The organism is uncultured Fibrobacter sp., assembly GCF_947305105.1.
Lineage (GTDB): Bacteria > Fibrobacterota > Fibrobacteria > Fibrobacterales > Fibrobacteraceae > Fibrobacter.
Genome location: NZ_CAMZCS010000006.1, coordinates 90,404 through 102,303 on the forward strand (window position 1 = coordinate 90,404; position 11,900 = coordinate 102,303).

At 49.1% G+C, this 11,900-nt stretch carries 13 protein-coding genes; 5 read left to right on the forward strand and 8 right to left on the reverse strand.

The window, feature by feature from the left end; genetic code table 11:
• Nucleotides 1-7 precede the first annotated feature (7 nt).
• From Q0Y46_RS04595 to Q0Y46_RS04615, 5 genes are all read left to right on the forward strand, one after another.
• Nucleotides 8-784: an outer membrane lipoprotein-sorting protein gene (locus Q0Y46_RS04595; protein ID WP_366522475.1), complete on the forward strand. Its 777-nt coding sequence runs from the start codon at nucleotides 8-10 to the stop codon at nucleotides 782-784.
• A gap of 152 nt (nucleotides 785-936) precedes the next feature.
• Nucleotides 937-2,064 carry a DUF1302 family protein gene (locus Q0Y46_RS04600; protein ID WP_297945435.1) on the forward strand — a complete coding sequence of 376 codons (1,128 nt, stop codon included), beginning with the start codon at nucleotides 937-939 and terminating at the stop codon, nucleotides 2,062-2,064.
• Between the two features lie 60 nt (nucleotides 2,065-2,124).
• On the forward strand, nucleotides 2,125-2,790 hold the full coding sequence (locus Q0Y46_RS04605) for an energy transducer TonB (protein WP_297945436.1): 666 nt from the start codon (nucleotides 2,125-2,127) through the stop codon (nucleotides 2,788-2,790).
• A 159-nt stretch (nucleotides 2,791-2,949) separates the two neighbouring features.
• The gene (locus tag Q0Y46_RS04610; RefSeq protein ID WP_297945438.1) at nucleotides 2,950-3,525 is read left to right on the forward strand and encodes a MotA/TolQ/ExbB proton channel family protein; all 576 of its coding nucleotides are present in this window, start codon (nucleotides 2,950-2,952) and stop codon (nucleotides 3,523-3,525) included.
• The gene (locus Q0Y46_RS04615; RefSeq protein WP_088637378.1) at nucleotides 3,526-3,921 is read left to right on the forward strand and encodes a biopolymer transporter ExbD; all 396 of its coding nucleotides are present in this window, start codon (nucleotides 3,526-3,528) and stop codon (nucleotides 3,919-3,921) included.
• Nucleotides 3,922-3,950: 29 nt separating this feature from the next.
• On the opposite strand, the gene Q0Y46_RS04620 is transcribed toward Q0Y46_RS04615, so the two are convergent.
• From Q0Y46_RS04620 to Q0Y46_RS04655, 8 genes are all read right to left on the reverse strand, one after another.
• Entirely contained in the window at nucleotides 3,951-4,964 is a 1,014-nt protein-coding gene (locus Q0Y46_RS04620; RefSeq protein WP_297945440.1) for a hypothetical protein, read from the reverse strand.
• 98 nt (nucleotides 4,965-5,062) lie between these two features.
• Complete coding sequence (locus Q0Y46_RS04625; RefSeq protein ID WP_297945442.1) at nucleotides 5,063-7,039, reverse strand: TonB-dependent receptor plug domain-containing protein; 1,977 nt, start codon at nucleotides 7,037-7,039, stop codon at nucleotides 5,063-5,065.
• On the reverse strand, nucleotides 7,023-7,601 hold the full coding sequence (locus Q0Y46_RS04630; RefSeq protein ID WP_295683084.1) for a hypothetical protein: 579 nt from the start codon (nucleotides 7,599-7,601) through the stop codon (nucleotides 7,023-7,025). The genes Q0Y46_RS04625 and Q0Y46_RS04630 overlap by 17 nt, the downstream gene beginning before the upstream one ends.
• Before the next feature lie 448 nt (nucleotides 7,602-8,049).
• Complete coding sequence (locus Q0Y46_RS04635; protein WP_295683078.1) at nucleotides 8,050-8,376, reverse strand: hypothetical protein; 327 nt, start codon at nucleotides 8,374-8,376, stop codon at nucleotides 8,050-8,052.
• Nucleotides 8,377-8,476: 100 nt separating this feature from the next.
• Nucleotides 8,477-9,328 (reverse strand): metal ABC transporter permease, encoded by an 852-nt coding sequence (locus Q0Y46_RS04640; RefSeq protein WP_295683075.1) that lies wholly within the window; start codon nucleotides 9,326-9,328, stop codon nucleotides 8,477-8,479.
• A 41-nt stretch (nucleotides 9,329-9,369) separates the two neighbouring features.
• Complete coding sequence (locus Q0Y46_RS04645; protein ID WP_295683072.1) at nucleotides 9,370-10,035, reverse strand: ATP-binding cassette domain-containing protein; 666 nt, start codon at nucleotides 10,033-10,035, stop codon at nucleotides 9,370-9,372.
• A gap of 35 nt (nucleotides 10,036-10,070) precedes the next feature.
• Complete coding sequence (locus Q0Y46_RS04650) at nucleotides 10,071-11,093, reverse strand: metal ABC transporter substrate-binding protein (protein ID WP_297945446.1); 1,023 nt, start codon at nucleotides 11,091-11,093, stop codon at nucleotides 10,071-10,073.
• 325 nt (nucleotides 11,094-11,418) lie between these two features.
• Nucleotides 11,419-11,859 (reverse strand): transcriptional repressor, encoded by a 441-nt coding sequence (locus Q0Y46_RS04655; protein ID WP_295683066.1) that lies wholly within the window; start codon nucleotides 11,857-11,859, stop codon nucleotides 11,419-11,421.
• Nucleotides 11,860-11,900 lie beyond the last annotated feature (41 nt).

Sequence of the window (11,900 nt, forward strand, 5' to 3'; positions counted from 1 at the left end):
TATGAATATGAAATTCGCAAAAACAGCCGCGACAATTATTATCGCCTTGAGCGCCATGGTGAGCGCAGAAACTTTAACCGGCCGCGACATCGTGCAGAAGGTACATGACCGCCCCGATGGCGACACCCGCAGTTCCGAACTCTCGATGACGCTCGTGAACAAGAGCGGCAGCAAACGCGAACGCAAGATTACCTCGTTTGCGATGGACGTGGGCAAAGACACCAAACAGATTATGTTCTTCCGCTACCCCAACGACGTGAAGGGCACGGGATTCCTGACGGTCGATTACGACGACATCAACAAGGATGACGACAAGTGGCTCTATCTGCCAGCCATGAAGAAGACGCGCCGTATTAGCGGAAAGAGTTCCAAAACGGACTACTTCATGGGTTCCGACTTCACTTACGACGATGTGGGCCAACGCAATATCGACGAAGACACGCATACATTCGTGCGCGAAGAAAAAGTCGATGGCGTAGACTGCTGGGTCGTGGAATCCGTTCCGAAAAAGGGCGACGAAATCTTCTCGAAGAAAATTTCCTGGATCCGCAAGGACTGCCTGATTGCCGCCAAGGTGGAATACTACGACAAGCTCGGCAAGCTGCACCGTTTGCTGAAGGTCGAAAAAGTCGTGCAGGTAGACGGTTTCTGGGCCATTGGCAAGATGACCATGGAAAACGTGCAGAGCAACCACAAGACGCTCCTTGAATTCGGTGACATCAAGTTCAACATTCCGCTGGACGCGAAGACGTTCACCGTCCCGCGCCTGGAAAGAGGACTTTAAAATAGTAGGCAGTAGGAAGTAGACAGTAGGAAGTGTTAATGAAAATGTCATTGCGAGCGAAACGAAGTGTAGCGAAGCAATCTCTAGTAGCATTGTTGTTAGCGTCGGCATCTGCCTTTGCTCAAGAGTCCCCGTTTCAATTCAATGGATTCGTGGACACGTATCATGCTGTGCAGACGGAGCATCCGCACGACTTCACGACGTCGCGGACGCGCCTGCGAGCGGAACTCCGCGTGGATTACGAGAACGCTTACTTGTTCACAAGCCTGAATGGCGTACACAACAGCATTCTCGATGACCGCACCGGCGTGCAACTGCAAGAGGCATATTTCAACTACCAGAATGACCTCGTGGAGTTCAAAGCGGGTCGCCAGATTGTAGTGTGGGGCATTGCCGATGGGTTGCGCGTCACCGATCTGATTTCGCCTGTAGATTACACCGAATTCATGTCGAGCGATTACGACGACATGCGCATGGCCGTTGACGGTTTCCGCGTCAAGTACCCCGGCGAGCGGGTAAACGCCGAAATCGTCTATGTGCCTGTACCACGATACTTCCAGATGCCCCTCGGCGAGGACAATCCCTGGCGCCCGAACTTGCCCGAGAAAGCGGGGCTTGATTTCCCTGAAGGCCCCGAGCCACGTCTCAAGAATGGAGATTTCGGAACACGAGTCTCTTTCTTCCTCTCGAACCTGGACTTTTCCATTTCGGCGCTCCATACGCACAACCAGTCGCCCGTCACCGTCGCAGGCTACGATTCTGTCAAGGATTCCATAGTCATTCGCGGAATCCATGAAACAATGACCATGTTCGGTGGCGACATGTCGATGCCCATTGGCGAATTTGTGATTCGAGCCGAAGTTGCGGAATATTTCAGAGAAGCACTCGGTTATGCCAACAACCTCGATTACGCCCGCAAGAACACGTTCAACGTGCTCGGTGGAATTGACTGGTACGCAGGCAACAACTGGACCTTCATGGTACAGTATTTGCACAAGTACATCGCCGACTATTCAGATGAACTCGCAAATGAAAAGAATTCCTCCGAAATGACTTTCCGCATTTCAAAGGAACTCCTGAACAACACGCTAAAGCTCTCGCTCTACGGCATGTTTGACATTGATAACCTCGGCTACTATGGCCGTGCCTCGGGCGATTACTCGCTTACCGATCAGGTGATGCTCTCGCTCGGCTATGACCACTTTGGAGGCAAGCGTGGACAACTCGCAGGTTACAAGAAGAACCGCGAAGTTTGGGCGAAAGCGAAGTATTACTTCTAATAAAATCTAATGTATCCTGAATTTGAATCAAAACCCCGCAATCCCTATTCTGCGTTCACGATGCGGCGAGTATTTTGCGTAGGCATTGTTATCGCAGTCTTACTGCATGTGGGCTTTTATGCTTGGGGATTCTTAAAGCGAACACAGGTGGTCACCACCCGCGAAGATGCCGAGGTGATTCATGTGGAGCGCTTGCTGCTCCAGCCACCTCCGCCCCCGCCTGAAGTCAAAAAAATCGTACAGAAGGTGGTTCGTGCGAAGATTATCCCCAATATCGTGCAAGACACAGTACCGGAACCTGAACCCGAACCGGAGCCAGAACCGATTGTGGTTACGGACGCAGAACCCGTTGTAGAGCCCCCCGCAGAGCCTGTGGCACCGCCACCGCCGCCACCACCACCTCCTCCGCCGAAGCCCTCGAAGGATTCGTTGATGAAGGTAACAAAGGCATACCTCATCGGGCTTTCCAAGGCATTCGAAAAGCAGAAGGACTACCCCGCCACAGCCCGTCGCCTCAAGCAAGAAGGCACTGTGCGTGTGCAGTTCACTGTTGCAAAAGACGGAAGCATCAGCGGAGCAGTCGTTGCAAAACCATGCCCGTATTCTTCGCTGAACGAGAGTGCGCTTGCCGCCGTGCAGGCAGTACCCAAATTTGACCCCATTCCAGCAGTGCTTGGCAAGGACACCTGGAAAATGGAGATACCTATAAAATACAACCTGCATTAACACTATTTTCATTGTGCAAGCTTTTCTGCAGCACTCGGCACCCATGTCATTGCGAGCGTAGCGAAGCAATCTCAATCCAAAATTTGGTAAGAGATTGCCACGGTCACTAAGTGACCTCGCAATGACAAAGTAAAGACTTAAAAAAAAGGAAAGATAAACATGAACTACATCTTAGACTTTATCCAACAGGGCGGCGTTATCGCCTACGTTCTCGTAGCCATGAATTTTGTAGGCTACTCCATCATCGTGTGGAAAATCATTTCGCTGATTCTTTTTAACAGGAGCATTCGCAAACGACTCCCATCCAAAATTTTACATCGCGTAGTGACGCACAATACCGATCACCACATCATTATCGAAAGCATCCGCACCGAAATCGCGCTCGCATTTTCTCCATTACAAAAGGGAATGACCACGATTGAAAACATCGCAAGCATTTCTCCGCTACTCGGCCTCTTGGGCACTGTTTTCGGCATCTTCAACGCATTCAGCGTCATTGCCGTTTCTGGCCTTTCTGACGCAGGCGCTTTTGCCACCGGCATCAAGCTTGCCCTCATCACGACCGTGATTGGCCTTGTGGTTGCCATTCCGCACGTCATTTCGTTCAACTACCTGAATGCCCGCATGGAATCGGAGCAGGACAATGTGGAAAACGATGTACTTTTGCAACTGGGCCGCATTCTGAAGGAAAAGGACCACAGACGCGCCACGCATTCTATAAACGAGGATGCGTAAATGGCAAAGCGAACCCGCCGAATCCGCCCCGACATGACGCCGCTGATTGACTGCGTTTTCTTGCTGCTCGTATTTTTCCTAGTAACTTCCGTCTTCAAGCAAGACGAATCCGTGCTCAAGCTGATTTTGCCCGAAACGCAGAGCGAAGTCAAGCGCGACACGCCCGAGGGCCTGTACATCGAGCTTTCCGAAACAGAACTCGCCTTTAATGGCCAGCGTGGCACGCCCGACGAACTTCGCGAAAAAGCCGCTACGGTACAGAATAAGAAATCCCCTGTCGCCATCAAAATCGACAAGGGCACCACTTACGAACGCATCGCTGTCATCCTCGATATTTTACAGGTGCAAAAACTGTACAACATCCAGCTGATTAACGAGATGGAAAGCGCTGAATAAAACCTTTTGCGACATTTAGCCGCAAGGGATTACACTCTTCCGGCAAACTGATTGGCAAACAACAAGAGCCCCGAAACAAAAATCAAGAGTCCGCCCACAAGGGTTGCTACAGTGTAAATCTTCGTAGCGACATGCGTGTGGGCACTCCCCTTGTCAATACCCTTGCGGAAGGCTACAGCGGCAATACCGAAAGCCACATTTGTAATAGTCATGCCAATGCAGATGACTAACGCTCCTAAAAGTGAAAGCGCGACCATTGAATTCAGCAGGCAGAACAGCACAATCAATGCGACAGCCGGGCAGGGTACAACACCGGTAACAGCAGCTACCCCGATAATTTCACGCCAGCGAGCAGTAGGCGGGAGCGATTCCTCTTTTTCTACTTCCCCACAATGCTTACGCTGCGTGAAAAAGTCCTTGATTCCAAGCACCACCAGCAAAACACCCGTGAGCATAATCAATGCGTAGCTCGCCCTTTCAATGCCAATACGTCCCGTCTCGAACGCATTAAACACGGTCGCTTTGAAAATTGCATATAAAACAAGCAACAAGAGGACAGCACTCATCGTATGCGTCACGGTAATGCCCGCGCCAAGAGCAACGCCTTGCCGCCAGCGACCACGACGCGCAATAAAATACCCCACGACAATCGATTTTCCGTGTCCTGGGCCAAGCGCATGCAGCATGCCGTACAAAAGGCAAATAACAAGGAATTTCCAAATGGCACCCCAGTCACCGCTCTTCATTGCAGAAATCGCGGCCGTCAGTTTTTCACGGAGAACCTTTTGCTCACGAGCAATGAGCATATAGAAGGATTCCGATTTTTGTACAGGCTTTTCAGGTTCTGCAACAGCCGGCGTCACCGATACAGCAGATTCATTTACAGGCGTTCCATCCATTGCAGCACCTTCCACAGGCGCCACGACCTCAGTCGCGGCAGGAACATCCCCCGCCCCGCCAACATCAAAACGCTTTTTCTTGACTGCAGCAGGAACTGCAATCGCAATCAAAAGGACAAGCAAAAATACAATAGACTTTCTCATAGCGCTCTGGCAAAAGAACTGCCAGTGCCTCTAATATAAATAAAAAAGCGGAGAAACTGATATAAAGTTTCATAGATTAACCATATGAGCAATCCTGTCTAGAATTCTGCCTTGGCAAGGACACTGAAATTACGCCCTTTTTCGGGCATTACCGATTTCAAACGAGAAAGATGGTTGCGTACATCAGAATCAAAAAGATTATCAACACGAAAGACAATTGTATAACGAGCTAACTCAAGTTCCCAATAGATTTCAGCCAAAAGCCCGAAGGTAATGTAGCCAGGAGTTGAACCTTCATAGCGATCCACAAACCTCTGCGCCAGCGCGAAATCCGTGTATGCAGAAGTGCGCAAACCATCCCAGATATAGCCTAACTCCCCATGGAACTTGAATGGTGGAATCTGCGGCATATTTCCCCAGTCGCCATCGCGGAGAACACCCCGCACATAGCTTGCACTTGCCAATGAGTAGACTCCGCGCTCTGCAGAAGTCTCAACAGATGAACTTGCACCGAAAAGTAAAGCCCTATCCCCTTGCACCTGATAAATGGGGAGCAACTGCGACCAGTTGGTGTCTCCTGTAGCACGAGGCGCAAGGTAATTCAAGAAATAAGTTGCATGGGTTATGGCACGCCATGTAAACCAATCCCCATAAGAGCGATATTCCAATTCGCTACCGTAGCCGCTTTCAGCATCTAGTTTGTGAGATCCGCGTTCGTAAGTATAAGCGGCAAGATGTGGGCCTTGATTATAGAGTTCCTCGATTGTCGGGGCACGCGTCGTCCTGAAAGCATCAAAGGTGAGGAACTTTCCGACACCTACACGCTGCGAGAACTCGACATCAAATGCCCATAATCCAAAAGTACGTTCATCAATGGAATTTTTATCGGCAACAACACTTTCGCGCGGTTTGAAAATAGAAGCACCAACTCTTGCAGACAACGATATTTCAAGACCTTGCCACCCATTTGTACTTGCCATTGCAAATAGGGCGGCATTATACGAACGAGTCGGTGGAGTAAACACGTAGCCGCCCATTTTGACAGAACGAATTTCAGTTTCGGCCCCAATTCGCAAACCGAAAAGGGGGCCAAGATTTGCCATGAACTTTTCCAAGCGAAGATTTTCCTGATTCACAGCAAACTCAGCCCCCACGGTTTCTCCTTCTAGTTCTTTGTGGTGATACTGATTCATGCGTAAAGTTACATCTAACGTATCGCTTATTGCAGACGCAGGCAAATACAATCCGCGAAGCGTGAGATCTCGTTTTAAAAGTTCGATATCCACTCCATTAGGGTGACCGCCGATAAAGCCTCCAGGAATACCATAGTCGCTATTGAACCAGCGATAAGATGTTCCAAATTTAAAGCGTCCGAGTCCATAAGCTGCACCCACCGCTCCACTACTATTCTTGATTTCGGTGTTGTCAAGTATCCCATCGGGAGTTTCCATATTGCCCATTCGGCGTGCAGAAAGTTCGCCCTTGAGGGACAATTCCTTCACCGACGCATTTGCGCCGACGGCTGTTGCAAAGCCCGGTTGAGCACTTTCAACATAATCGGCGATGTAACCATGGAAAACAGAATCATCGAAGGGAATATCGTTGCGCTCTACTTGTACAACTCCGCCCGCTGCAGAATAACTATGTCGTAAAATATGAGGACCGCGCAACACACGAAGTCGGAGCGCAGTAAGAACTTCCGATGCAACGGCGTGGTCGGGCGACGTGGCGCTCATGTCACCGCAAAATACACCATCTTCGATCAATTCAACATGGTTTCCCGAAAGTCCCTTGATGACAGGTCGTGCTGCAGCAGGGCCCATTGAACGAATCGCAACGTCGGGCTCGTTCTTGATTGTTTCGGCAATGGTCGTTGCCAAGGAACGATTCAGTTTTTGGTCTTTTAAATCATCGTCTTCGCGGAGTCCTTCCAAAATGGCTTTCGAAGGCAAATCAGCTTGCACTACAGAACTTCCCAAATCCTGTACAGATTCCTGTGCAAAAGAAAGATGAAGGAAGCCTCCCAAAAGGAGGCTCCCCATGGCTACCCTCAAAAGGCTAGTCTTCATGTTCATGCTCGTGGTCGTGATCATGTTCGTGGTCATGGCCTTCGTGATCGTGTTCTTCACCCTCTTCGTCTTCTTGGAACGGACATTCTTCTGCCTTAAGCGCCTTATCAACAATTACATTGATTTCGGGAGTACGAGCATCGGCGTGATCATGGTGATTGACCTTGAGAATCAAAGTGGTCTTACCTTCTTTAACCCCTTTTAGGTGAAATCCCCAACCACCTTCAAATTCAATGTCCAAGATTTTCTCATCACCGACAGTCCAAGCAAGGGAATGTTCATCGTCTTTGGGGCCCGAAACTTCTTTTTTGTTTCCATCGAGAAATTTGATGTTAATGTGTTCACTCAAACAATTTGCGTTGACATGGAGTTCTTTGTGGTCGGCGTCAACCTTGCCACGATACACGCTATAAGCCAAGCTCCAATCAGGCCAGTAGAGGTTCCAGCCTTCGGCTTCAAAATGTTCATGTTGATCGGTAGATGTGCTGTTGTCGTCGCCGCAAGCAACGAAGAATGCACTAAGAACGAAGCCCAAAAAGGCGATAGAAAGGGTTTTAAAAGTTTTCATTTTTCTCTCGTTTGTTCAGCCATCGCAAAAGACAGCTTTAGAATACAACAATCCTATCCGCAAAAAAGCAAGCGGACAATACGCCCAAAACACCTAGCGAAAAAAACGCAAGGCAAAAAGCAGGAAGTTGCGATTAAAGTTTTAACAGATTATGTCAAAAGACAAGGCGGAGCACGTGGCCGAGAAAAATGAAAGCGCAGATTTGTCTTGAAAACGCGTATTTCACTTGCCAATTCACAGACAACCACCAAAAACACAGCGACATTCAAGACATCGTCACCAAAGTCAAGACCATTCTGTACCAGCGCACAGACCGGGCAATCGTCATGCACATCAAAATCGTCATGATGATGTTGAGCGATAGCCAATAGGCCTGCCACCATCAATGTAACGACTATGGTCCTCAAGAGCTTCACTTAAAAATTTCCAATCAAAATAACATGTAAAACTATTCGTTCAACAATTTCGCATTGCGGATAATCGGGTAAGACGCCCCGTCCTCTTCTTTCACAAAGTCAAAGTCTCCTGTAATTGTAATTACAGAGCCCTCAGCAGGGTATTCCTTCGGATATTTGCGAGGTTTTGAAAGTTCAAAAGCAAGCCCCTGCGAGCAACAAGCGAGAGCATCTTGGATAACGCAGCCGTAAAAACGCTGTTCTGTCTCTTCGTCAAAATAACTTGAGAAAAAGCCCTTCATCTTGATGTGTTTCCCGATGAACTTCTTGGGCTCCGTCACCATCTTATAAACCTGCGCATACACCATGGTTCCGCTCATACGAGCGAGATCAATGTCTATTTTTTCAGAAACAGCATTCAAATCTTTCGCACAGCAAAAAGTGACTGCAAATAGAATGGAAAGGAATATTCTATACAAATCAAGCTTCCCGGCCTTGGATCAGGCTAATTGAATAAAACAAGCCGAACGTTACAATATCTGCCGCAACAATCGTCGAACCCACGGGAGTCCCCGCAAGGATGGCAATAACGATACCAATCAGCGAGCATACAACCGAAATCACGGCTGCCGCCATCGTCACCGCACGGAAACTTTTGAACACACGCATTGCAGAGAGCGAAGGGAACACCACCAAAGCCGACACCAGCAAAGCGCCCACCAGGTTCATGGCAAGCACGATGATGACAGCCACAATCACCGCAATCAATAAATTGAAAACAGTTGTATTGACTCCCGTCGCCTGCGCAAAATTTTCATCGAACGTGATAGCGAAAATCTTGTGATAGAACAGCACAAATACAAAAAGTACAATGCAAGAAAGTACCACGCAGAGAATCACCTCTTCTGCACGGAGCGTGAGGATGGACGTTGAACCGAAAAGAGTCGTACAAACGTCACCCGAAATATTCGCCGACGTAGAAAACACATTCATCAACAAGTAACCGATAGCAAGCGCCCCCACCGACACCATAGCGACAGCCGCATCCCCCTTGATGCGCGCATTCTTGCCCGTACAGAGCAAAAGTACCGCCACGGCAATTGTCACCGGCAAGATGATAAACATGTTATTCGTCACCTTCAGCACAGAAGCGACAGCAAGTGCGCCGAAAGCCACATGCGAAAGCCCGTCGCCGATATAGGAGTAACGCTTGAGAACGAGAGTCACGCCCAACAACGACGAACAAAGGGAAACCAGCACACCCACGATAATCGCGTAGCGCACAAAAGGAAATTCCAGGTAGAACGAAAGTTTTTCTATAAGTTCAGGCATGAAATTGTGGTTAGTGGTTGGTGGTTAGTGGTTAGGGTTGATTACTTTCCTTTGACGGAGATTGTGTTGAAATCCATCACACGGGAGGCATCCCCTAGAGCTGTATCCACATCATGGGTTACCATGACGACGGTCATACCCTTCTGATGCAGGTCCTTGATAATGCGGTACATCGTCTCGGCAGATTCTGGGTCAAGGCCTGTCACCGGTTCATCAAGCAAAAGCAGGCGCTCGGCGGCGCAGAGGGCACGAGCCAAGAGCACGCGCTGCTTCTGCCCTCCCGAAAGCTCGCGGAAGCAAGACTTCGCGAGGCTTTCGGTCCGGGTAAGCGCCATGGCCTCCATGGCGGCTTCCCGGTGCGCCGCCCTGTAGAATGGCAACAATCGATGCTTTCCCTGGAAAGCCGACAACACGATTTCTTCGACCGAAGCCGGGAAATCCTTCTGAACAAGCGTCATCTGCGGCAAGTAACCAATTTGACTACGGCGCAAGCCGTCGCAAAGTTCAATGCTACCCGATTTCGGCTTAAGCAGACCCGCAAGCCCCCGCAAAAAAGTCGTCTTCCCGGAACCGTTGCGACCCACGATACACAGGTAATCACCTACGTTCACATCGTAGTCCAGGTCGCGAACAAGATCCTTGCTCCCGTAACCGAGAGTCAACTGGCGACACTTGAGCAACTTATTTTGTCCATCTTCACCAATCATTAGCCATTCTTCGTTTTTAATGGTTCACTATTAATTTATTTAATCGCTTTCTTCAGAACTTCGAGATTTGACAGCATCATCGAAAGGTAGTCCATGCCGGATTTTATCTGTTCATCCGTCACCGACTGCATTGAGTTCAGCGTCAGCACCTGGGCATTCTTCGATTTCTTACTCGCCTCAAGGATAGCCTGTGCAATTTTGCCATTACTTCCGTCAATCTTGAAGATTGCAGGCAACGATAACGAATCCATCTTCCCCGCAAGGAACGCGACCGTTTCAAAGCTCGCCTCGCTCTCGGCGGAACAGCCAACAAACGCGGCATAATACTTAATGCCATAATCATCCACCAAATAACGAAACGGAAAACGGTCGCCAAACAAAACAGTCTTGCCTTCGGCCCCCGAAATGGCGGCAGCAAAGTTTCCATCCAGTTCCTGAAGTTTCGCAACATAAGCAGAAGCATTCGCCTTGTAGGTCGCAGCATTTGCAGCATCCACCTTCGCAAGCGATTCAGCAAGAGCATTCACCAGAATTTCGGCGTTCTTCAGCGAGAGCCAGATATGCTCATCGTTTTCCGCCTCCTCAGCGTGCTCTTCGCCATGTTCGTGGTGGTGTTCCTCGGCGTGCTCTTCACCATGCTCGTGTTCCTCTTCGGCCTGCATGCCTTCCACGACTTCTTCTTCCTTGACGCGGTCACCCAGAGCCTGCATCAAGTTCAACTGCACGCGGCCAGCCTTCGGGGTTGCCTCAAGGGCCTTCTTGATCCATTCGTCGGATTCCCCACCCACATACACAACCATGTCGGTACTTGCGATGGAGGCAATATCTTGTGCCGAAGGCTTGTAGCTGTGCAAATCCGTGCCGTTCTTGATAAGCAACTTAAGGTCTACCGCACCCAAACGGTCTCCCAGGACATTTTTCAACCAATCGTACTGCGGATAAATTGTCGCTACGATGGATACCTTTTTATTTTCAGAATCCTTCTTTCCAGATTCCAAACCGCAACCAACGAGCAGGAGTACTGCCGCTAGAGCTGCAAAAAATGCAAACTTTTTCATTTAAAATCCTTCGCCCATCGGGGCGTCTGTTGAATTAACCACACCCAAGTTTCCCGCCGAAACGGATCAATTTAACAGAAGGACTTTTTGCGAGACAAGGGTCACCGGCCGAGAAGCCACCGACTTAAAACAAACCAGCCTAAAGAAGAAAAAATGAATCAGAACTACGAACGGTGCCACAACCATTTCTAGGCACATGGAAATCAATTCCAAACACCGGTGGATATGATGGCAGACATGGCAATGTTCGCCATGACAATGGTGCTCCAAATGGCGAGACACATAGAGCGACGCCAAAACGACCAGCAACTTATTGAACAAGGCGTTAACCATGACGCCTCCGCGAACAACCAGCACAACGGCCGAGCAACACAGATTGCTTCTGATCCAATTCAAATCCGCTGCGTTGGACAGAAAGTTGCAGCACCTTGAGCGCAGGGCCTTCGAGGTGGAAGAACTTACCACATTCCTTGCAAACCAAGTGCATTTTTTCTTCGCAGCGACCCGGACCCGTATAACGGTACTGCAATTCATTATTTTCAGCAGCACCGACAATCTGAATCATCCCCGCCTTTTCGAGACGGGACAGGTTCCTATATATGGTGCTGAGCGAAACCTCGGACAAACTTTTGGCAATTTCAGAGGCCATAAAAATCCGGTCGGGATTTTCGGCCATGAAATCCATAATCATCTGTCGTGTTTGCGTCTTGTATTCCATAGTCAGTTGTCGATTTCGCTGCAATTCGTCATCAAAACGAATTTGCATCTCATTCGCAAATTCAAATATAGTCAATTTGCGAATGATTG

Coding starts and splice junctions, on each gene's coding strand:
- Q0Y46_RS04655 (WP_295683066.1), bottom strand. CDS start 11,859: ATGCAAATTCGTTTTGATGACGAATTGCAGCGAAATCGACAACTGACT.
- Q0Y46_RS04645 (WP_295683072.1), bottom strand. CDS start 10,035: ATGATTGGTGAAGATGGACAAAATAAGTTGCTCAAGTGTCGCCAGTTG.
- Q0Y46_RS04640 (WP_295683075.1), bottom strand. CDS start 9,328: ATGCCTGAACTTATAGAAAAACTTTCGTTCTACCTGGAATTTCCTTTT.
- Q0Y46_RS04630 (WP_295683084.1), bottom strand. CDS start 7,601: ATGAAAACTTTTAAAACCCTTTCTATCGCCTTTTTGGGCTTCGTTCTT.
- Q0Y46_RS04610 (WP_297945438.1), top strand. CDS start 2,950: ATGAACTACATCTTAGACTTTATCCAACAGGGCGGCGTTATCGCCTAC.
- Q0Y46_RS04615 (WP_088637378.1), top strand. CDS start 3,526: ATGGCAAAGCGAACCCGCCGAATCCGCCCCGACATGACGCCGCTGATT.
- Q0Y46_RS04605 (WP_297945436.1), top strand. CDS start 2,125: ATGCGGCGAGTATTTTGCGTAGGCATTGTTATCGCAGTCTTACTGCAT.
- Q0Y46_RS04625 (WP_297945442.1), bottom strand. CDS start 7,039: ATGAACATGAAGACTAGCCTTTTGAGGGTAGCCATGGGGAGCCTCCTT.
- Q0Y46_RS04620 (WP_297945440.1), bottom strand. CDS start 4,964: ATGAGAAAGTCTATTGTATTTTTGCTTGTCCTTTTGATTGCGATTGCA.
- Q0Y46_RS04635 (WP_295683078.1), bottom strand. CDS start 8,376: ATGAGCGGAACCATGGTGTATGCGCAGGTTTATAAGATGGTGACGGAG.
- Q0Y46_RS04595 (WP_366522475.1), top strand. CDS start 8: ATGAAATTCGCAAAAACAGCCGCGACAATTATTATCGCCTTGAGCGCC.
- Q0Y46_RS04650 (WP_297945446.1), bottom strand. CDS start 11,093: ATGAAAAAGTTTGCATTTTTTGCAGCTCTAGCGGCAGTACTCCTGCTC.